Consider the following 24,011-nt stretch of genomic DNA (forward strand, 5'->3'; position numbering starts at 1 on the left):
TCACTCGTCGGCGGTCACGGCCAGCCCGGCCAGCACGGCCCGCGCCAGCTCCGCCACGTGCGGCGGTTCGACCATGTCCCAGTGGTGGCCCGGAACCGGCGTCACCGTCAGCTCGCCGCGCGTGCGGGCGCGCCAGCTCTCCGGGCGCACCTCCGGGCGGCCCTTCACCGGGTGGGTGCCGGTGGAGGTGATCAGGTGGATGCCGGTGTCGACGACCGCGCGGCAGCGGTAGGCCTCGACCGCGTCCTTGCCCGCCAGGTACACCCGCGCCATCTGCTCGACGACGGCGTTGCCCGCGACCTCGGAGACCATGCCGCGGTCCCGGGCCTCGGCGAGCATCTCGTCGAGGGTGTCGACGCCCGGTTCGAGCTTCAGGACAGCCTCGCCGAACCAGGCCAGCGGGTCGCTGGTGTCGATGTCGGGCAGCGGGTTGCCGTAGTCGTCGACGCCGAGGACGGTCGCGTCGATGACGCACAGGTGCTCGACCGCGCGGCCCGCGGCTTCCAGCTGCGCGGCCATCTCGAAGGCCACCGAGCCGCCCTGCGACCAGCCGGCGAGCCGGATCGGCCGGTCCCCGGCGACGGGCAGGAGGTCGGCGACGAACCGCGCGGCCAGCTCCTCGATGGTGTGCACCGGGGCCTCGCCGGGGGCGAACCCGGGCGCCTGCAGACCGAACACCGGCAGCGCCGGGTCCAGCTCGGCGACCAGCTGCAGGTAGGGGAACGGGCTCCCCGCGGTGGGCGGCAGCAGGAACAGCGGGGCGACACCCGCGCGTCCCGGCGAGAGGGGCACGACCAGTCCCCCGCCGCTTTCCCCGGCCCGGATGTGGTCGGCCAGCGCCCGGACGGTCGGCGCGCGGAACACCTCGGCCAGCCCGACGGTGGCGCCCAGTTCGGCCTTGATCCGGTCGACCAGCACCACGGCCAGCAGCGAGTGACCGCCGACGTCGAAGAAGCCGTCGGTGACGCCGACGCGGCGGCCGAGCAGGTCCTCCCAGAGCTTGGCCAGGGCCATCTCCAGCTCGTCGCGCGGCAGGACGCCGGACGTCGCGACCGGCGTGGCGTCCGGCGCGGGCAGGGCGACGCGGTCGATCTTGCCGTTGGACGTCAGCGGCAGGGTGTCCAAAGTGGTCAGGGTCGACGGGACCATGTACTCCGGCAGCCGCTCGGCCAGATGGGCCCGCAGTTCTCCGGCGTCCACTGTGGACGGCGCGACGTACCCGGCGAGGGCGCCGTCGCGGACCACCGCGACCGCCTCGGTGACGCCGGGGCCGCCGACCAGCGCGGCCTCGATCTCCCCCAGCTCGATCCGGTAGCCGCGCACCTTGACCTGGTGGTCGGTGCGGCCGACGAACTCCAGCCGCCCGTCCGGCAGGTACCGGGCCAGGTCACCGCTGCGGTAGAGCCGGCCGGGGCCGAACGGGCTGGCCACGTACTTGGCCGCGGTCAGGCCCGGATTGCCCGCGAAGCCGCGCGCGACCCCGGCCCCGCCGGCGTACAGCTCGCCGGTGACGCCGACCGGGACCGGGCGCAGGTGCTCGTCGAGGAGGTAGACCTCGGTGTTCCAGATCGGCCGGCCGACCGAGATCGGCGTGCTGACGCACTCGGCGGCGGGCAGCAGGTTGATCACGTTGGCCACGGACGTCTCGGTGTGGCCGTACTCGTTGGCCACCACGACTTCGGGGGCGTTCTCGCGCCAGAACTCCAGGGCCTCGGCGGTGAGCTGCTCGCCGCCGACGACCAGGTGCGCGGCCGCGCCCGCCGCCTCGGGCTCCAGACAGCGGCGCAGCGGTTCGAGATGGGCCGGGGTGAGCTTGACGAAGCTGAACCGGCGGCCGCTGGAGAGCACGTCGGCGAGCCCGGCGACCGGGTGCTCGTCCTCCGGGACCAACGTCACGGTCGTGCCGCACAGCAGCGGCAGGAACAACCCGGTGACGGTGAGGTCGAAGGCGAGCGAGGAGTGCACCGGCGCGCCGTCACCCTCGTCGGCGCGGTAGGCCTGGCGGCACCAGTCGAGGTAGTGCAGCACCCCGCGGTGGCTGATCATCACGCCCTTGGGGCGGCCGGTGGAACCCGAGGTGTAGATGACGTAGGCGAGGTTCTCCGGGTCGACGACCGGGTCGGCCCACGGCACCGGGTCGTCGGCCACCGGCTCGTCCGCGTAGACGACGACCTCGCCGAGGTTCTCGCCCGCGTACCGGCGGGTGGTGACGAGCACCCGGGCGCCGGCCTGGCGGAGCATGTACTCCTTGCGGTCCTGCGGGTAGGCCGGGTCGAGCGGGATGTAGTGGCCGCCGGTCTTGAGGATGGCCAGCAGCACCGGCAGGAGCAGCGGGCCGCGTTCGCAGAGCACGCCGACCGGGGTTTCGACGCCGACGCCGTGGGCGCGCAGCCGCTGGGCGATCCGGGTCGCGCGGGTCTCCAGGTCGGCGTAGGTCAGCTCGGCCGGGCCGCAGCGGACGGCGATCGACTCGGGGTTGGACGCCGCCTGCTCGGCGATCCGGCCGTGCAGGGTGCCGCGCAGGTAGGGCTCGGCCGTGGCGTTCCAGGTCTCCAGGAGCAGCGTCCGCTCGCCGGCGCCGAGGACGTCCACTTCGGACAGCCGGGCGCCGGGGCGGGCGGCCAGTTCGGTGAAGAGGCGGACGAAGTGCTCGCCCATCCGCTCCATCCGGACCTGGTCGAACAGCGCGGTCGCGTACTCCAGCACGCCGGCCACCGAGCCGTCGGACTGACGGACGAAGGAGATCATCAGGTCGAACTTGGCCGTCGTCGACTCCTGGTCCACCGGCGACACCGCGAGGTCACCCAGCGCGCCCTCGCCGTCGGAGGAGTCGTAGACGGCGAACATCACCTGGACGACCGGCGTGTGCGCGAGGTCGCGTTCCGGGGCGAGTTCCTGGACGAGGCGTTCGAACGGCAGGTCCTCGTGGGACTGGTCGGCCAGCCGCGCCACCTTGACGCGGTCGGCCAGGGTCGCGAAGTCCGGGTCACCGGAAAGGTCGCCGCGGGCGACGACGGTGTTCACGAAGAACCCGACCATGTGCTCCAGCTCGGCCCGCGAGCGGCCGGCGACCGGGGTGCCGACGGCGAGGTCCTCGCGGCCGGTGTGCCGACCGAGCACGACGTACGCGGCGGCGAGCAGCGTCATGAACGGCGTCGCGCCGACCGCTTTGCCCTGGTCGAGCACCGCTTCCGCCGCCGAAGCCGGGATGGTGAACCGGATCGACGCGCCGTGGTGGTCCCGAGTGGCCGGACGCGGCCGGTCCGCGGGCAGCTCGAGGGTCTCCAGGCCCGCGAGCCGCTCCTTCCAGTAGGCGAGGTCAGCGTCGTGGACGTCCGTCCGGGACTGCTCCCAGACGGCGAAGTCCGCATAGGACAGTTCGATCGGCGGCAGTTCGGCGCCCGTGTAGAGCTTGCGCAGGTCGTCGAGCAGGATCGGGAGTGACCAGCCGTCGCAGGCGATGTGGTGGACGTTGAGCGCCAGCACGTGCCGCCGCGGCGCCTCGCGGACCAGCATGGCCCGGAACACCGGGCCGGCGGCGAGGTCGAACGGGCGGCCGACGTACTCCGTCAGCACCGCGTCAAGGTCGCCTTCGACCACCGGCAGGTCGACGGGGGCCGGTTCTCCGATGACCTGGCGCGGCTTGTTGTCCTCGGCGACGTAGGTGGTGCGCAGGATCTCGTGCCGCGCCACCAGGGCGTCCAGGGCGCGTTGGAGGGCGTCGACGTCGAGGTCGCCGTCCAGGCGGAGCAGGAGCGGCACGGCGTACTCGGCGCTGTCGGGGTCGAGGCGGTCGAGGAACCACAGGCGCTGCTGCCCGGCCGAGAGCGGCAGCGGGACGTCGCGGTCGGCGCGGCCGAAGGTGCGGACCGGCGCGGTGGCGCGTCCCCGCAGCCGCCGGGCGAGCACCGCGGCCCGCAGCCGGGCCGCCCGATCGGCGTCGGCCTCCGGGCGGGTGTCGAACGTGGTCATGCGCTGGCCTCCTCGGTGAGGGAGTCGAGGAGCTCCTGCTCGGACATGCCGGCGAGCTCGGCCTCGATCTCGGTGTGGACCACCGCGGCGAGCGCGGTGACCGTGGTGGTCTGGAAGAGCACGGGCAGGGACAGGTCCACCCCGAACGCGGCCTGCAGCCGCATGCGGACCTTGGCGGCGAGCACGGAATGCCCGCCCAGTGCGAAGAAGTCGTCGCCGAGCCCGACGCGGGGCACGCCGAGCACCTCGGCCCAGATGTCGGCGATCAGCTGCTCCTCGGGACTGCTCGGGGCGACGTAGTCCGCCGTCTCCTCGGCCGGTTCGGGCAGCGCGGCCCGGTCGAGCTTGCCGCTGGCGTTGACCGGCATCGCATCCAGCACGACGAACGCACTCGGTACCAAGTGGTCCGGCAGGCGCTGGCTCAGATCGGTGCGCAGAGCGGCCGCGGTGACGTCGCCGACGACGTAGGCGACCAGGCGTTTCTGCCCGGCCGGGTCGGGCTTGGCGAGGACGACCGCGGCGGTGAGCGCCGGGTGGGCCCGCAGCGCGGACTCGACCTCGCCGAGTTCGATGCGGAAGCCGCGGATCTTGACCTGGTCGTCGGTCCGGCCCAGGAACTCGAGGTTCCCGGTGCGGGTGCGGCGGACCAGGTCGCCGGTGCGGTACATCCGCCCGCCGGCCGGGTTGGCGACGAACCGGCTCGCCGTGAGGCCCGGACGGCCGAGGTACCCGCGGGCCAGCCCGGGGCTCGCGACGTACAGCTCGCCCGCCACCCCCGGCGGCACCGGCTGGAGCCGGTCGTCCAGCACGTACGCCTGGGTGTGCTTGAGGGCACGGCCGATGGTCACCTGCTCGCCCGGCACCAGCGGCTCGCTGACCGTGGAGACGACCGTGGCCTCGGTCGGGCCGTACATGTTGAGCATCCGGCGGCCCGGCGCCCACTTCGCGACCAGCTCCGGCGGGCAGACGTCGCCACCGACCACGACCGTGCGGAAGTCCGGCAGATCCGGATCCTCCACGGTGGCCAGGGCCGCGGGCGGGATCAGCGCGTGCGTCACGCGTCCCTCGGCGAGGACGTCCCGCAGCTGGTCACCCAGCAGCGGTCCCGGCGGCGTGACGACCAGCGCAGCGCCTGTCATCAGCGACGCGCACAGTTCCAGCACCGAGGCGTCGAAGCTCGGTGACACGTACTGCAGCACCCGGTCCCCCGGGCCGACCTGGTAGGCGTCGACGGTGTTGGCCACCAGGGTGGCGAGGCCGGCGTGGCTGACGACGACACCCTTCGGCCGTCCGGTGGAGCCCGACGTGTAGATCACGTACGCCGCGTTCTCCCGCTTGACCTCGACGTCCAGCGGGCTGTCGTCCATGGTGGACTCCGGCAGCTTCCGGAGGGTGAGTACCGGGTCGGCGTCGTCGAGCATGTAGCGGATGCGTTCCTCCGGGTAGCTCGGGTCGACCGGCAGGAACGCGGCCCCGGTCTTGACCACCGCCAGTTGCGCCACGACCAGGTCGGCCGAACGCGGCAGCAGCAACGCGACCACCGTCTCCGGAGCGGCACCGCGAGCCCGCAGAACTCGGGCCACCCGGTTCGCTGCCTTGTCCAGTTCGGCGTAGGTGAGCGAGTCGGGTCCGGCCAGCACGGCCGGGGCGTCCGGATTGCGTCGCACCTGGGCTTCGACCAGCTCCGCGAACGTCCCGCCGGGGGCGTGGTCGTCGAGCGGGGTGACCTCGGCCGCGTCGAGCATCGTGACGCGGTCCACCGGGCGGTGCGGGTCGGCGGCGAACCCGGTCAGCAGCCGGACGTACCGCTCGGCGAACCCGGCGACCGTCTCCTCGTCGTACAGCGCGACGGGGTATTCGAGGACACCGTCGACCGCCCCGGAGGGCTGCTCGCGCAGCACCATCGCGAGGTCGAACTTGGCCGCGCCCGTCTCGACGCCCAGGGGCTCGCAGTCGAGGTCGCCGAGTTCCCAGCCGCCTTCGGAGACCGTCTGGAGCGCGAACATCAGCTGGACCAGGGGGTTCCGGCTCGGGTCACGCTCGGGCCGCAGCTCGGCGACGACCCGGTCGAACGGAACTTCCTGGTGGCTGAAGGAGTTCAGCGCCGTCTCGCGGACCCGTGCCACGAGTTCGGTGAAGCCGGGCGAGCCCGTCAGGTCCGCGCGCAGCGCGAGTGTGTTGACGAACTGGCCGATCAGCCGCTCGGTGTCCGGGTGGTCGCGACCGGCGACCGGGCTGCCGACCGCGAACTCGCGCAGGCCCGTATGCCGGGAGACGAGCACCTGGAACCCGGCCAGCAGTGTCATGAACAGGCTGGCCCGGGCTCCGGCGCCCAGCTCGCCGAGCCGGGTGGCCAGCTCCGCCGGGACGCTGAACTCGTACCGCGCGCCCCGCGGGTCGCGCACCGCCGGCCGAGGCCGGTCCGCGGGCAGCTGCACGACCTGCGGGACTCCGGCGAGCTGCGTCCGCCAGAACTGGACATCGGCCTCGGTGGGCTGGGACCAGGTCGCGACGTCGGCGTACTGCACCGGCAGCGGCGCCAGGTCGACGCCCGCGTAGAGGTCGCGCAGCTCCTCGGCGAGGATGCCTTCGGACCAGCCGTCGAGCACGATGTGATGCGCTGACAGGACCAGGACGTGGTCGTTCTCGGCCAGCCGTCCGAGCGCCGCCGAGAACACCGGTCCCGTGGCGAGGTCGATGGGTCGCGCCTCGAGGAACGGCTCCACCGCGTCGATGTCGGTGACCGGCAAGGGGACCGGCCCGGCCGGGTCGACGACCTGCTTGGGCTCGCCGTCCAGCTCGACGAACCGGGTGCGCAGGATCTCGTGCCGCTCGACGAGCTTCGCCAGGGCGGCGGCGAGGGCGTCGACGTCCAGGGTGCCGCGCAGGCGGACCGCGTTGGGCACCAGGTATTCCGCGCTCGACGGCGCCATCCGGTCGGCCAGCCACATGCCGACCTGGACACCCGCGAGGGGCGCGGGACCGTCCGGCCGCTTCGGGATGGCCTCGAACTCGCGCCGGGTGGCGCGGGTGACGGCGTCGGCGAGTTCCGCGACCGTGGGCGAGTCGAAGATCAGCCGGATCGGGATGTCGGCCGAGAGCCGCTTGCGCAGCTCGGCGACCACCCGCACCCCCAGCAGGGAGTGCCCGCCCAGGTCGAAGAAGTTGTCGTCCGCGCCGACCCGCTCGACGCCGAGGACGTGCTGCAGGACCTCGGCGACGAGTTCCGCGACCGGGCCTTCCGGCGCCCGGTACTCGGCTCCGGCAGCGGCGGGCGCGGGCAGCGCCTTGCGGTCGATCTTGCCGCTGGTCGTGGTCGGGAACTCCGGCAGCACGCTCAGCGCCGTCGGCACGAGGTAGACGGGCAGCCGTTCGCGCAGCTGCTCGCGCACCTCGGCTTCGGTGAGCGTCACGCCGGCCTGCGCGGTGACGTACCCGGCGAGGCGCTTGTCGCCCGGCGACGGCTGCCACACCGTCACCGCGGCTTCGCGCACTCCGGGCAGCTCCAGCAGGACCTGCTCGACCTCGCCGGGCTCGACGCGGATGCCGCGGATCTTGACCTGCGAGTCCTGGCGGCCGAGGAAGGTCAGCGCGCCGTCGGGGGTGCGCAGGCCGCGGTCGCCGGTGCGGTAGAGCCGCTCGCCGGGCACGAACGGGCTGGCCAGGAACGCCGCCGCCGTCTTGCCCGGATTGCCGAGGTAGCCCCGCGCCAGCCCGACACCGCCGATGAACAGGTCACCGGGGACGCCGACCGGGACCGGCCGGAAGTGCTCGTCGAGGACGTGGATCTGGTTGTTCGCGATCGGCGACCCGACGCTCACCGAACCGGCGCCGTCGAGGTCGGACCGGAGGCACGTGCGCATGGTCGAGTCGATCGACACCTCGGTGGCGCCCCACTGGTTGTGCAAGGTCGCCTGCTCGCCCAGCCGGTCGAAGAACAGCTTCAGCAGTTCCGGCTGCAGGGCTTCGCCGCTGGTGATGACGTTGCGCAGCGGCTTGAGGGCCGCGCGGTCGGCCGGGGTGAGCTGCTCCAGGAACAGCGTCAGCATGCTCGGCACGAACTGCAGGTTCGACACCTGGTGCTTCACGGCGCCTTCGAGGATCGCGGCCGGGTCGCGGTGCAGGCCCGGCGGGATCAGCGCGACGCGGCCGCCGACGATGAGCGGCCACAGGCATTCCACGGCCGCGTCGTCGAACACCAGGGTCGTCTTCTGCAGGACACCCTCCCCCGGCTGCAGGCGGTAGGTGTCCTGGTGCCAGCGCAATCGGTTGACCCAGCCGCGGTGGGTACTGGCGACGCCCTTGGGTTTCCCGGTGGAGCCGGAGGTGTAGTAGATCGACACCAGGTTGTCCGGGTGGGTGGTGTCCGGCAGCTCAGGTGCTTCTCCGTCCAAACCGGACACCTCGAGGAAGACGATCTCGCTGTCCTTCGGCGTTGGCGCACCCGCGTTGACCAGGCAGACGGGCGAGTTCGCGTCGCCGAGGATGCCCAGGACGCGCGGTTCGGGCGCGTCGGTCTCGATCGGGACGAACGCGCCGCCGGCCTTGAGGATCGCGACCAGGCCGACGATCAGGTCGATCGAGCGGTCCATCCGCAGCCCGACCGGGACGTCCGGGCCGACGCCGTGCTCGGCGAGCCGGGCGGCGAGGACTCCGGCCCGGCGTTCGAGTTCGGCGTAGTCGACGTGCTCGTCCAGGTACTCGACGGCTGTCGCGTCCGGCGTCTTTCCGGCTTGCTCGGTGATCAGCTGGTGCAGGCAGACGTCCTCGTCGTACGCGACTTTCGTGTCGTTGACGCCGTTGATCAGGTGTTCGCGTTCGGCTGTGCTGAGGAGGTCCAGCTCGCCGACCGGGGTTGTCGGCGCGTCCGCGATCCGGTGCAGGAGCGTCGTGAAGTGGCCGGCGAGCCGCTCGATCGTGGTGGTGTCGAACAGCGCGGTCGGGTACTCGAAGATGCCGGTCAGGGCGCCGTCGGCGTCCTGGGCGAGGGCGAGTTCGAGGTCGAACTTGCTGACCCGGGTGTCGACGTTCAGCCGCTCGACGTCCAGGCCCGGCAGGGCCCAGCCGGCCTCGTCGTTGTTCTGCAGGGCGAACACGATCTGCACCAGCGGGGTGCGGGTGAGGTCGCGTTGCGGGCGCAGGAGTTCGACGATCCGGTCGAACGGGACGTCGTCGTGGTCGAACGCGGCCAGCGTGCTCGTCCGGACCCGGCGCAGGAGTTCGGTGAAGGCCGGGTCGCCGGTGAGGTCCGCGCGCAGCGGGACGGTGTTGACGAAGTGGCCGACCAGGGCTTCGGTCTGCGGGTGGCTGCGACCGGACACCGGGGTGCCGATCGCGAAGTCCCGCATGGCGGTGTAGCGGCCGATGAGGACCTCGAACGCGGCGAGGACGGTCATGAACAGGCTCGCGCCGTGCTCGGCCCCGAGCGCCGCCAGCTTCGCTACGACCGCGGCGGGCACGTGGACCGGAGTCTTGGCGCCGGCGATGTCCCTCGTCAGCGGGCGGGGCCGGTCGGCGGGCAGCTCGGCGACGTGCGGCATCCCGTCGAGGGCATCCTGCCAGAAAGCCAGCCTGGCGTCGTCGGCCGCGGCGGCCTGCCACGCGGCGACGTCCCCGAACTGCACCGGCAGCGCGGCCGGCCGGATCCCGGCGTAGTGGTCCCGCAGCTCGGCCGCGAGGACGCCCATGGACCACCCGTCGGCGACGATGTGGTGCAGGCACAGGACGAGCACGTGCTCGGTGGCCGAGAGCCGGCCGAGCGCGGCCCGGAAGACGGGACCGTTCTCGAGGTCCAGCGGTGTGTCCACCTGGGACCGGACGAAGTCTTCGACCTCGGTCACGTCGGTGATCGGGAGCGGCATCGGCCGCACCGCGTCGACCACCTGGGCGGGCTCACCGTCCACCTCGACGAACCGGCTCCGCAGTACCTCGTGCCGTGCCACCAACGCCGACAACGCCCCCGTGAGCGCCTCAATGTCCAGGTCACCGCCGATGCGCAGGGCCAGCGGCACCAAGTACTCCGCCGACCCCGGCGCGAGCCGCTCGGCGAACCACAGACCACGCTGGACCGGCGACAGCGGCGTACGAGCGTCGCGGTCACGAGCCGGAATCGCCTCGAAGTCCACTGTGGACGCGTCCGGGATCAGCCGGGCGAGCGACGCGATCGTGGGCGCTTCGAACAGGGCTCGCACTCCCAGCCGGACGCCGAACTCGGTACGCATCCGGCCGGTGACCTTCGCCGCCAGCAGGGAGTGACCACCCAGGGCGAAGAAGTTGTCCTCCACCCCCGGCTCCGGGATGCCCAGGACGTCGGCCCAAATCGCGGCCAAGGCGACCTCGACAGGCGTCCGCGGGGCGACGTGACCGGCGCTGACCCGCTGCGGCGCGGGCAGGGCGGCCCGGTCGAGCTTGCCGTTGGCCGTCCGCGGCAGTGCTTCCAGCGGCACGATCGCCGACGGCACCAGGTGGTCCGGCAGCTGCGCGGCGGCGTACTCCGCGACCGCGGCCGGGTCGGCCGTGCCGACGACGTAGGCGACCAGCAGCCCGTCGCGGGCCACCACCGCGGCCTGCGTGACACCCTCGTACCGCGCCAGCACGGCCTGGACCTCGCCGGGCTCGACGCGGAAGCCGCGGATCTTGACCTGGTCGTCCGCGCGGCCGGCGTATTCCAGCACACCGTCGCGGTTCCACCGGGCGAGGTCGCCGGTGCGGTACAGCCGCTCCCCCGCGCCGAACGGCGAGGCGACGAACCGCTCGGCGGTCGCGCCGGGCTGCCCGAGGTAACCGTGCGCAGTACCGACACCGGACAGGTACAGCTCACCGACGACGCCCGCCGGCACCGGCTGCAGAAGGGCGTCGAGGACGTAGGCGTGCTTGCCGGTGAGCGGCCGTCCGATCGGGACCGGGCCGTCGACGGCGGTGACCGCGTGGAAGGTGGTGAACCCCATCGTCTCGGCCGGGCCGTACCCGTTGATCACGGCGACGTGCGGGTACGAGCGCAGCACCTTCGCCAGGTGCGCCGGCGACGCCGCCTCACCGCCGGTCATCGCGCGGCGGACCGTCTCGAACACGGCTGGGTGCTCGTCGACCAGGAAGTTGAACAGGCTGGCCGAGACGTCCAGGACCGTGACGTCGTGCGCGAGCACCAGCTCCTCGATCAGGGCTGGTTCGGGACGCTGGCCGGGCTGCAGCACGACCGTGCCGCCCGAGAGCAGCGGGCCGAGCAGCTGCGTGCCGAACGCGTCCCAGGACACGGGCGCGCACTGGAGCCAGACGTCGTCCGGGCCGAAGCCGGCGTAGTCCTGCCCGGTCAGCGTGCCTGCGACGGCCCGGTGCGGAGCCGCGACGGCCTTCGGGACCCCGGTCGAGCCGGAGGTGAACATGACGACGGCGAGGTCGTCCGGGCTGCCGGGTAGCCCCAGGACACTCCCGTCGCGGACGGCGATCGCGGCCGCGTCGGCCACGACATCGACCCTGCGCCCTGGCAGCTCGCCCCCGTCGGTGAGCACCAGCGCGGCGGACGTCCGGCGCAGCGCCCCGGCCAGGCGTTCGGCCGGGAAGTCCGTGTCCAGCACGGTGTAGGCGGCGCCGGCCTTGAGGACGGCGAGCAGTGCGACGGCCAGCCGCGGACCGCGTCCGATGTGGACACCGACCACGTCACCGCGGCGGACCCCCTCGGCGCCCAGGTGCCGCGCGAGCCGGTTGGCCTCCGTGTCGAGATCGCCGTAGCTGAAGCGTGAACCCTCGAAGATGAGAGCGGTCGCGTCCGGCGCCCAGGCCGCCTGCCGCTCGACCAGCTCGTGCAGCCGCACGGCGGGCGCGGTCACCTCGGTCATGCCCTGCGCCAGGAGCCCGGCGCGTTCGTCGGCGGTGAGCAGGTCCAACGCCGTCACCGGGACGTCCGGAGTGGACACCGCGGCGGTCAGGAACCGGGCGAACCGGGCTGCGATCGACTCCGCCGTGGACGCGTCGAACAGGTCGGCGGCGTACTCGAGCTGGCCGGTCAGGCCGGCCGGGGTGCCGTCGGCGGCGCGGTTCTCCTCGATGCCCGCGGTCAGGTCGAACTTCGCGACGTCACGCTGGACCGTGACGGCCGAAGCGGTCAGGCCGGGCAGCCGCAGCTCGCCGGCGACGTTGTTCTGCAGCACCAGCATCACCTGGAACAGCGGGTGCCGAGCCGCCGAGCGGGCCGGGTTCAGCTCTTCGACGACCCGCTCGAACGGGACGTCGGCGTGGGCCAGCGCGGCGAGCCCGGTGTCGCGGACGCGGTCCAGGAGCTGCCGGAACGTCGGCTGCCCGGAGACGTCGGTGCGCAGTACCAGGGTGTTGACGAAGAACCCGGCCAGGTCGTCGAGCGCGGTGTCCCCGCGGCCCGCGACGACGGCGCCGAGCGGGACGTCGTCCCCGGCACCGAGCCGCGACAGCAGCGCGGCGAACCCGGCCTGCAGCGCCATGAACAGCGTCGCTCCGCTGCCGCGGGCCAGGTCGGCCAGGGCCGCGTGGACGTCGGCGCCGAGTGCGAAGTCCACGGCCCCGCCGCGGTGGGTCGCGACGGCCGGGCGGACGCGGTCGGCGGGCAGCGCGATCTCTTCGGGGGCGCCGGAGAGCGTGGAACGCCAGAAGGCGATCTGCTCGGCGAGCTCGGTCTCGTCGAGGACTTCGCGCTGCCAGAGCGTGTAGTCGGCGTACTGGACCGGCAGTGGCGCCCAGCCCGGGGCCTCACCGGTGACGCGGGCGGCGTAGGCCGTCGACAGGTCACGCAGCATCGGCGCGGCCGACCAGCCGTCGCTGGCGATGTGGTGCAGCACCAGCAGCAGGACGTGGTCGTCGTCAGCGAGTTCGACGAGGTGGGCCCGCAGGGGCAGCTCGGCCCGCAGGTCGAAGACGTGGGACGCGGCCGCCGAGAGCACACCCGGCAGCTCGTCCTCGGTGGACTGCGTGACCGTCCACGGCACCGAAGGCGTGGTCAGGATCTCCTGCCACGGCTCACCTTCGTGCGACGGGAACAGCGTCCGCAGGGCTTCGTGCCGCTCGACGACGTCCGCCAACGCGGCTTGCAGAGCCTCGACGTCGAGGGAACCGCGCAGGCGCAGGGCTCGCGGGACGTCGTAGCCGGCGTTGGCCTCCTCGGCCTGGTCGACGAACCACAGCCGCTGCTGCGCGAACGACAGCGGCAGCCGCTCGGGACGCTCGCGGCGGGTCACCGGCGGTCGCGCCGGGGCGGCGTCCCCGAGCACCTCGGCCAGGCCGGCGACGGCGGGCGTTCGGAACAGGTCGCGGATGCCCAGCTCGACGCCGAGGACGGCGCGGACGCGGCCGATCAGCCGGGCGGCCAGCAGTGAGTGGCCGCCGAGGTCGAAGAACCCGTCGTCGACGCCGACCTCGGGCAGCCCGAGGACCTCGGCGAACAGTCCACAGAGGACGTTCTCGGTGACGGTTCGCGGGCGCCTGGACGAAGACGTGAAGTCCGGGGCGGGCAGTGCGCGGCGGTCGAGCTTGCCGTTGGCCGTCCGGGGCAGTTCGGGCAGGGGCACGATCGCCGAGGGCACCAGGTAGTCCGGCAGCCGCTCGCCCAGGTACGCCCGCAGCGCGGCGGGTTCGGCGGTACCGACGACGTAGCCGATGAGCCGGCCGTCGCGGACGACGACCGCGGACTGCTCGACCCCGTCGTGGCGGGCCAGCACGGCCTGAACTTCGCCGGGCTCGACACGGAAGCCGCGGACCTTCACCTGGTCGTCGGCGCGGCCGACGTACTCGAGGACACCGTCGGCGTTCCACCGCACCAGGTCGCCGGTGCGGTACATCCGCTCCCCGGCCTGGAACGGGTTGGCGACGAACCGCTCGGCGGTCGCGCCGGGGAGGCCGCGGTAGCCGTCGGCGAGACCGTGGCCCGCGAGGTACAGCTCACCCGTCACGCCGGGGGCGGTCAGGGTGAGGTGCGCGTCGAGGACGTAGGCGCGCTTGCTGGCGACCGGGCGGCCGATCGGGATGGCCGGGCCGCCGAGGTCGGCGGCGGTGATCGGGTGGAACGTCGTGTAGCCCATGCTCTCGGCCGGGCCGTAGCCGTTGATCAGCGCGACGTCCGGGTGCTCGCGCAGCGCCTTGGTCACGTGCGCCACCGACGCCGGCTCGCCGCCGGTCATCGCCCGGCGCAGCACGCCGAAGACCTGCGGTTCCTGGTCGAGCAGGTAGTTGAACAGGCTCGCCGAAGCGTGCAGCACGGTGACGCCGTGCTCGACGATCAGCGCCGCGATGCGGTCCGGCTCGGGGTTCTGGCCGGGCTGCAGGACCGTGCGGCCGCCGTAGAGCAGCGCGCCGAACAGCTGCAGCGCGAAGCCGTCCCACGACACCGGCGCGCACTGCAGCCACACCTGGTCGGCGTCGAAGGTGGCGTAGCCCTGGCCCATGGTGGCGACGACCCCGCGGTGGGAGGTCGCGACGCCCTTGGGCACACCGGTCGAGCCGGAGGTGAACATGACGCACGCCAGGTCGGCCGGGGTCAGCTCGACGTCCGGGTTCGTGGTGTCCGGGTGGTGCGGCGCGGTCGTCAGGACCCGTTTCACCCGCGCCTGCTCGGTGACGGCGGCGAGGCGCTCGGCCGGGTAACTCGGGTCTAGCAGGGTGTAGGCGGCGCCGGACTTGAGCACGCCGAGCACCGTCACGGCGAAGTCGAAGCCGCGGTCCAGCAGGACACCGACCACCTCGCCGCGCTGCACCCCGTCGTCGATCAGGTGGTGGGCGACCTGGTTGGCGCGGGCGTTCAGCTCCCCGTAGGTCATCGACGAGCCGTCGAACAGGATCGCGACGGCGTCGGGGTCCTGCCGTTCCACGATGGTGTGCAGGCAGTCCTCAGGCGTGGGAGCCAAGTCAAGGGCATGGCCGGCGGTCAAGACGAGGTCGCGCTCGGCGCCGGTGAGGACGTCGAACGCCGCGACCGACGTGGTGGGCGCGTCGGCGATCTGCTCCAGCAGCGAGACGAACGCCGTCGCCAGCCGCTCGGCGGTGGTGGCGTCGAACAACGCGGTCGCGTACTCGAAGGCACCGGTGAGCCCGTTGCCGTGGTCCTCCAGGGCGATCGTGAGGTCAAACTTGGCGACCGCCCGTTCCACCTCGTACGACGAGGTGTCCACTCCGGACAGTGCCGGGACGACACTGTCCTGCTGCAGCACCAGCATCACCTGGAACAGCGGGTGCCGCGACGCCGACCGGGCCGGGTTCAGCTCCTCGACGAGGCGCTCGAACGGAACGTCGTCGTGCTCGAACGCGCTCAGGTCGGCTTCCCGGACGCGGTCCAGCAGCTCGGTGAACGCCGGGGCGCCGCTGACGTCGGTCCGCAGGACGACGGTGTTCACGAAGAACCCGACGAGGTCGTCGAGGGCCGGGTCGGGCCGGCCGGCGACGGGGGTGCCGATCGGGACGTCGTCGCCGGCGCCGAAGCGGGCCAGCAGGGTGGCGAGGGCGGCCTGCAGGACCATGAACAGCGTCGCGCGGTGCCCGGCCGCCAGCTCCAGGAGCCGCGCGTGCAGCTCGGCCGGGATCTCGATCGCCGCCGAGCCGCCGGCGTGGCCCGCGGTGGCAGGGCGCACGCGGTCGTACGGCAGGGCCAGTTCCTCGGGCAGGCCGGCCAGGGCGTCCGTCCAATACGTGACGTCGCTGTCGAGTTCTCGTTGCCACAGCGTGTAGTCCGCGTACTGGACGGGCAGTGGCTCCCACTCCGGAGCGCGGCCGTCGAGCCGGGCCGCGTAGGCGTCGGCCAAGTCGCGCAGCAACACCGGGATCGACCAGCCGTCCCCGGCGATGTGGTGGGTCAGCACGAGCAGGATGTGCTCGTCGCCCTCGCTGAACAGCCACGAGCGCACCGGCGGCGCGGCGGCCAGGTCGAACGGGGTGCGCGCCGCGTCGGCGACCGAGCCGGTGCCGCCCTCGAACGGGACCTCGAAGGAGTCCAGGATCACCTGATACGGCCCGGATTCGTCCTCGGCGTAGAACGTCCGGAGGGCTTCATGCCGGCCGGCCACATCGGACAGTGCGGCGGCGAGGGCGGAAGCGTCGACGTCGCCGCGCAGGCGCAGGGCGATCGGCATGTGGTAGGCCGTGTCGTCGGCGTCGAGGCGGGCGAGGAACCACAGCCGCTCCTGGCCCGGGGCCAGCGGCAGCCGCTCCGGCCGCGGCTGGGCAACCACAGCCGGCCGCGCGGCCACCGCGTCGCCGAGGCTTTCGCTCAGCCCGGCCACGGTCGGGTTCGCGAACAACGCCCGCACGGTGACGTCGAGGCCCAGCACCGTCCGGATCCGCCCGGCGAGGCGGGTGGCGAGCAGCGAATGCCCGCCCAGGTCGAAGAAGCCGTCGTCGATCCCGACCTCGGGCACGCCGAGGACTTCGGCGAACAGCTCGCACAGCGCGTGCTCGCGGGCGGTCCGCGGGACCCGGCCGGTGACCGCCTCCACGGCCGGCGCGGGCAGGGCCTTGCGGTCGAGCTTGCCGTTCGGGGTCCGCGGCAGCTCGTCGAGCAGCACGAACGCCGAAGGAACCATGTACGCGGGCAGGGCGGCCGCCACGTGCCGTCGCAGCGCCTCGACATCGGCGGTGCCCACGACGTAGGCGACCAGCCGCTTGTCACCGGGCCGGTCCTCGCGGACGACGACGGCGCGCAGCGCGACCTCGGGGTGCGTGGCCAGCACGGCCTCGATCTCCCCCAGCTCGATGCGGAAACCGCGGATCTTGACCTGGTGGTCGACGCGGCCGAGGAACCGGATGTCACCGTCGCGGCGGCGGGCGACCAGGTCGCCGGTGCGGTACATCCGCTCGCCGGTGGCGAACGGGTTCGCGACGAACCGGTCGGCGGTCAGGTCCGGGCGGCCGAGGTAGCCGCGCACGACGCCGTCACCGGCGATGTACAGCTCACCCGGCACGCCCGGCGGCACCGGCCGCAGCGCGCGGTCCAGGACGTAGACCTGGGTGTTGGCGATCGGGGTGCCGATGGTCGGCGAGCCCTCGCCGACGCGGGCGGTGGTGGACCAGATGGTCGTCTCGGTGGGGCCGTACATGTTGGTGACCGACGCCGCCCGCGCTCGCAGCGCGATGGCGAGGTCGTCGGGCAGGGCTTCGCCGCCGACCAGGACGTGCACGGCGGTGAGGTCGGCGGGCTCGGCCAGCAGCGCGTGCCAGAGGCTGGGCGTGGCCTGCATGAGGGTGACGCCGTCCTCGGCGAGGGCCGCCAGGGCGCGGCTGTCGCGGACGGTGTCGCGGCCGGCGAGTACGACGGTCGCCCCGGCCAGCAACGGCGCGAAGATCTCCAGCCCGGCGATGTCGAAGCCGACCGTCGTGACGGCCAGCAGACGGTCGCCTTGGGTGATGCCGAAGCGATCGACCATGTCCAGCAGGAAGTTCAGCAGCGGACGGCGGGGCACGACGACACCCTTGGGGCGGCCGGTCGAGCCGGAGGTGAAGATCACGTACGCCGGGCTGTCCGGGGACGCGGTGTGCACGGGGTTGCACGCCGTCCCGATCTCCGCCTCGGCCAGCAGGACGTGCCGGGCCGGGTCGCCGGGTACCGCACCTGTTTCGCTCACGAGCACCAGCGCCGGGTCGGCGTCCTCGAGCATCGCGGCGAGCCGGTCGGCCGGGTAGTCCAGGTCGAGCGCGAGGTAACCGGCGCCGGTCTTGAGGACGGCGAGCATCGCGACGATCAGCTTTTCGTCGCGCGGTAGGGCCAGGGCGACGTACCGCTCGGGTCCGGCACCCCGCTCGGCGAGATACCGGGCGAGCCCGTTGGCCCGGTCGTTCAGCTCGCCGTAGGTCAGCTTCGCGGCGCCGAACTCCAGCGCGGGCGCGTCCGGCGTGCGGGCGGCCTGGGCTTCGAACCGCTCGATCACCGAGGTGTCGGGCAGCGGGACGGCGGTCTCGTCGTTCGCCGCGGTGATGGCTGTCGCTTCCGCGGCGGAGAGCAGGTCCACTGTGGACAGCGGGGCCGCGGGAGCGGCGACGGCGGCGGTGAGGAGCCGGACGAACCGGTCGGCGAGGTCGGCCGCGGTGCCCGGGTCGACCAGGTCGGTGGCGTATTCCAGGTACCCGCCGATCCCGGCCGGGCTACCGTCCGCGGCGGTGTTCTCCTCCAGGTTGAGGGTCAGGTCGAACTTCGCCGTCGCGGTGGCCACCGGCACGTCCGCCGCGGTCGTGCCGGGCAGGGCGAGGTTGGCGGCGACGTTGTTCTGCAGCGCCAGCATCACCTGGAACAGGGGGTGCCGGGCGGTGGAGCGCGCCGGGTTGAGGCGCTCGACGACCCGCTCGAACGGGACGTCGGCGTGGTCGAACGCGGCGAGCGCGGCCTCGCGGACCCGGCCGACCAGCTCGGTGAAGCCGGGGTCGCCGGAGAGGTCGGTGCGCAGCACGAGGGTGTTGACGAAGAAGCCGACGAGGTCGTCGAGCGCGGCGTCCGGCCGGCCCGCCGACGGGGTGCCGACCGCGACGTCGTCTCCCGCGCCGAGGCGGGACAGCAGGGCGGCGAACCCGGCCTGCAGCACCATGAACAGCGTCGCGTGCTCGCCGCGGGCGAGGTCGAGCAGGCGGGTGTGCAGGTCCGCGTCGAGGTTGAGCGCCACGGTGGCGCCGCGGTGGCTCGCGACCGGCGGGCGGGGGTGGTCGAAGGGCAGGGTGATCTCGTCGGGCAGGCCGGCGAGGGCCTCGGCCCAGTAGTCGGCGGAGTCGTCCAGGTCTTGCTGCCACAGCGCGAAGTCCGCGTACTGCACCGGGAGCGGCGCCCAACCTGGGGCCTCGCTTGAGGCGCGGGCCGCGTAGGCGGTCGACAGGTCACGCAGCAGCGGGGCGAGGGACCAGCCGTCGCTGGCGATGTGGTGGGTGACGATCACCAGGACGTGGTCGTCGTCGGCGTGGCGCAGCAGCGCGGCCCGCACCGGGAGGTCGGTGGCCAGGTCGAACGCGCGTGAGGCGAACTCGTCGACGTCCGTGACGTCCTCGGTCCAGGGCAGTTCGGTGACCGGCTGGATCTCCTGGCGGGGGACGCCGTCGGTGCTCGGGAACACCGTCCGCAGCGACTCGTGGCGCTCCAGGACGTCGGCGAAGGCGGCCCTCAGCGCGGGGACGTCGAGCGGGCCGGTCAGGCGCAGGGCCCGCGGCACGTTGTAGGCGGCACCCGCGGCGTCGAGCTGCTCGACGAACCACAGGCTGCGCTGCGCCGCGGACAGCGGCAGCACCTCCGGGCGCGGGCGGGCGGTGACGGCCGGGCGGGCCGCGCGGGCGGTGTCGAGCACCGTGGCCAGCGCGGCCACCGTCGGGGCGCGGAAGACGTCGGCGACGCCGATCCGGGCGCCCAGCACCGCACCGATCCGGGCGACGAGCCGCGCGGCGAGCAGCGAGTGCCCGCCGAGGGTGAAGAACCCGTCGTCGACCCCGACCGTTTCCACGCCGAGGACGTCGGCGAAGAGGCTGCACAGGACCTCTTCACGCGGGGTCCGCGGCGCGCGGTTCGTGCTGACACGCTCCGGGGCGGGCAGGGCGCGGTGGTCGAGTTTCCCGTTGGGTGTCAGGGGAAGCGCGGGCAGCAGGACGAACGCCGACGGCACGAGGTGCTCCGGCAGCCGCTCGGCCAGGTAGCCGCGGAAGTCGGCCGGCGCGCCGACGACGTAGGCGACCAGCAGCTTCTGTCCCGGCCGGTCCTCCCGGACGACGACGGCGGATTCGGTGACGGCCGGGTGGGTGCCCAGCGCGGTCCGGATCTCCCCCGGCTCGACGCGGAAGCCGCGGATCTTGACCTGGTCGTCGGCGCGGCCGACGTACTCCAGGACGCCGTCGGCGCGGCGGCGCACGAGGTCGCCGGTGCGGTACATCCGCTCCCCCGGCGCGAACGGGTTCGCGACGAACCGGGTGGCGGTGAGGTCCGGGCGGCCGACGTAACCGTCGGCGATGCCGGCGCCCGCGGCGTACAGCTCGCCGACAACGCCGGGCGCGACCGGCCGCAGCCGCTCGTCCAGGACGTAGGCGCGCTTGCCGTGCAGCGGCACGCCGATCGGGATGGGCGCGCCGGTGAGGTCGGCCGCCGTGACCCGGTGGCAGCTGACGAAGATCATGTTCTCAACCGGGCCGTAGGCGTTGGTGACGGTGAGGTCCGGGTACGTCGTGAGCGCCTGGGTGATGTGCGCGACCGAGGCGACCTCGCCGCCGGTGTAGACGTCGCTGACCTGCGTGAACACGCTCGGGTACTCGTCGAGCAGGAAGTTGAGCAGGCTGGCCGAGGCGAACATCGTGGTGACGCGGTGGCGCTCGACCAGCTCGGCGATGAGGGCAGGCTCGGGTTTCGGGCCCGGCTGCAGCACGCAGGCGGCGCCACTCAGCAGGGCGCCGAACAGCTCGAACGCGAAGGCGTCCCAGGACACGGGTGCGGTCTGGAGCCAGACGTCGCCGCCGTAGCCCTGGCCGAGGATCGTCGTGGCGACGGCTTCATGCGAGGCCACGACACCCTTCGGGGTGCCGGTGGAGCCCGAGGTGAACATGACGCAGGCGGGTCCGGCGACGGGCACGGTGAGCCCCGGAGCGGTGGCCGGGAGGTCCACAGTGGACAGGTCGTCGAGCACCAGGGGCGCGTCGACCTGCTCGGCCAGCAGCTGACGGCGTTCGGCGGGGAACGACGGGTCCAGCAGCGTGTAACCGCAACCCGCCTTGAGCACACCGAGGATCGCCGCGACGAGATCCGGTCCGCGGTCGAGGCAGATCGCGACGATCCGGCCCGGATCGACCTGCGAGGTCAGGAGCGCGGCGACGCCGTTGGCGCGGGCGTCCAGCTCGGCGTAGGTGATCGCCTGGTCCTCGAACAGCAGCGCGGTGTGCTCGGGGGTCCGGCGGGCGTGGCCTTCGACGACCTCGTGCAGCGTGACGCTCGCGGCGGCGGGTTCGGTCATCCCGCCCGCGACGGCCTGGGCGGTCTCGGTGGCGTCGAGCAGGTCGAGGTCCCCGATCCGGACGTCGGGCGTCTCGGCCACGGCGGCCAGGACGCGCAGCAGCCGGGCGGCCAGCGTGGCGGCGGTGCCGCGGTCGAACAGGTCGCTCGCGTACTCCAGCAGGCCGGTCAGTTCGCCGTCGCGTTCCTCGAAGATCGCGGCCAGGTCGAACTTCGCGTAGCCGATGTCGACGCGCTCGCCGGTCGCGCGCACCCCGTCGATGTCCAGCTCCGCGGCGAGGTTGTTCTGCAGCACCAGCAGGACCTGGAACAGCGGGTGCCGGCCGAGCGAGCGAGCCGGGTTCAGCTCCTCGACGACCCGGTCGAACGGCACCTCGGAGTGCTCGAACGCGGCCAGGCAGGTCTCGCGGGCGCGGGCGAGCAGCTCACGGAACGTCGGGTCGCCGCCCGTCTCGGTGCGCAGCACGACGGTGTTGACGAAGAAGCCGACCAGGTCGTCCAGGGCGGCGTCACCACGGCCGGCGACCGGGGAACCGACCGGCACGTCGTCACCGGCGCCGAGGCGGGTCAGCAGGGCAGCGAAGGCGGCCTGTAGCACCATGAACAGCGTCGCGCCGGACGCGGCGGCCAGCTCGGTGAGCTTGGCGCGCACCTCGGCCGGGACGTCCATCGGGACGACGCCACCGCGGTGGCTCGCCACCGGCGGGCGGGGCCGGTCGGTGGGCAGCGGCAGCTCTTCGGGCAGCCCGGCCAGGGTGTCGCGCCAGTAGGCGAGGTCGCGGTCGACGGGCAGTTCTTGTTGCCACAGCGTGTAGTCCGCGTACTGGACCGGCAGCGGCGCCCACGCCGGGGTTTCCTGACGGGCGCGGGCCGTGTAGGCCTCGCCGACCTGACGCAGCAGCGGCGCCATCGACCAGCCGTCGCAGGCGATGTGGTGCACGACCAGCAGCAGCACCGACCCGCCGGTGGCGAGGGTGAACAGCGCGGCGCGGATCGGCAGTTCCCGGCCGAGGTCGAAGCTCTCCTCGGTGGCGGCGGTCAGATCGGCCGCGAGAGTGTCCTCGGTGGACGCCGCGAACGTCCACCGGACGTCGCCCGTGGGCCGGATCCGCTGCACCGGCTCGTCGCCGTGGCTGACGAACACCGTCCGCAGGGCTTCGTGGCGGGTGACGACGTCGTCGACGGCAAGGCGCAGCACATCGGTGTCGACCGGGCCGTCGAGGCGGACGGCCTGCGGGACGTGGTAGCTGGCGTTCCAGGTGTCGGCCTGGTCGAGGAACCACAGGCGGCGCTGGGCCGAGGACAGCGGCATCGGCTCGGGGCGGTTTCGCGGGGTCAGCGGCGGCCGGGCGGGCGCGGCGTTTTCGAGGAGTTCGGCCAGGCCGGCGGGGGTCGGCGCGCGGAAGACGTCACCGATCGCGGCCTCGACGCCGAGCGTCGCGCGGATCCGGGAGACGAGCTTCGCGGCGAGCAGCGAGTGGCCGCCGAGAGCCAGGAAGCCGTCGTCGATGCCGACGCCGTCCACGCCGAGGATTTCGGAGAACAGTGTGCACAGCGCGGCTTCCCGCGGGGTGCGCGGGGCGCGGCCGGTGCGGGACGCGGTCCAGTCCGGGGCGGGCAGGGCCTTGCGGTCGAGCTTGCCGCTCGGGGTCAGCGGCAGTGCGGCGAGCACGACGAACGCGGCGGGCACCATGTACTCCGGCAGGTCCGCGGCCAGGGCGGTCCGCAGGGCCTCGACGTCCGGCGTGACGCCGTCGGGGACGACGTACCCGACGAGACGCTGGTCGCCTTCGCGGTCTTCGCGGGCCAGAACGCACGAGCCGCCGACGCCGGGCTGGCGGTCGAGGACGGACTCGATCTCGCCGAGTTCGACGCGCAGGCCGCGGATCTTGACCTGGTGGTCGGTGCGCCCGAGGTAGAGCAGGGCGCCGTCGTCGGTCCAGCGGGCGAGGTCGCCGGTGCGGTACATCCGCTCCCCCGGCGTGAACGGGCTCGCGACGAAGCGTTCGGCGGTCAGGCCGGGCCGGCGGTGGTACCCGCGGGCCAGCTGGATCCCGGCGAGGTACAGCTCCCCGGCGACGCCGGGCGCGACCGGCCGCAGCTGGGCGTCCAGGACGTGTGCCTGGGTGTTCCAGACGGGACGCCCGATCGGGACCGGGCCGCCGTCGGCGCGGCAGGCCCAGGACGTGACGTCGACCGAGGCTTCGGTGGGGCCGTAGAGGTTGTGCAGCTCGACGCCGGGGAGGGTGTCGAAGAACCGGGACTGCAGTTCGGCGGGCAGGGCTTCGCCGCTGCACAGCACGCGGCGCAGGCCGGTGCACGTCGCGGCGGCCGGGTCGAGCAGGAACGCCTGCAGCATCGACGGGACGAAGTGCAGTGTGGTGATCCGCTCGGCGCGGATCAGCTGGGCCAGGTAGGCGGGGTCGCGGTGGCCGCCGGGGCGCGCGACGACGAGCGTGGCGCCGGTCAGCAGCGGCCAGAAGAACTCCCAGACCGAGACGTCGAAGCTCGACGGCGTCTTCTGCAGGACGCGGTCGGCGGCGGTGAGGCCGTACTCGGCCTGCATCCAGGCGAGCCGGTTGACGATCCCCTCGTGCGGCACCAGCACGCCCTTGGGGCGGCCGGTGGAGCCGGAAGTGTAGATGGCGTAGGCGAGATCCGTTGTGGACGTCGTGGTTTCCGGCTCGGTGGCCGGGTGTTCGCTCAGGTCGGCGTCGTCGAGGAAGCTCTGGGTGAGCACGACCGGCGCGGCGCTGTCGGCGACCATGAAGGCCAGCCGGTCGGCCGGGTAGTCCGGGTCGAGCGGGACGTAGGCGCCGCCGGCCTTGAGCACCGCCAGCAGGGCGACGACCAGGTCGAGGGACCGGTCGACGCAGACGCCGGCGAGCACGCCGGGGCCGACGCCGCGGCCGATCAGGAGGTGGGCGAGCCGGTTGGCCCGCTCGTGCAGGGCGCGGTAGGTGAGGGTTTCGCCCTCGAAGACCAGCGCCGTCGCGTCCGGGGTGCGGGCCGCCTGCTCGGTGAGCAGCCGGGTGAGCGTGCGGCCCGCCTCCGGGACGTCGGTGGTGGTGTCGTTCCAGGCCGCCAGCAGCTGCCGGGCGTCGTCGTTCACGGTGATCAGCTCCAG

At 73.3% G+C, this 24,011-nt stretch carries 2 protein-coding genes; both read right to left on the bottom strand.

What is annotated here, in order from left to right; genetic code table 11:
* Positions 1-3,972 carry an amino acid adenylation domain-containing protein gene (locus ACGFMK_RS32320; RefSeq protein ID WP_392771276.1) on the bottom strand — a complete coding sequence of 1,324 codons (3,972 nt, stop codon included), beginning with the start codon at positions 3,970-3,972 and terminating at the stop codon, positions 1-3.
* A complete protein-coding gene (locus ACGFMK_RS32325; RefSeq protein WP_392771291.1) occupies positions 3,969-24,011 on the bottom strand; it encodes a non-ribosomal peptide synthase/polyketide synthase in 20,043 nt (6,680 codons plus the stop codon). Before ACGFMK_RS32325 ends, ACGFMK_RS32320 begins: the two co-directional genes overlap by 4 nt.

Origin of the sequence: Amycolatopsis sp. NPDC049252 (genome assembly GCF_043197175.1) — a bacterium.
GTDB lineage: Bacteria > Actinomycetota > Actinomycetes > Mycobacteriales > Pseudonocardiaceae > Amycolatopsis.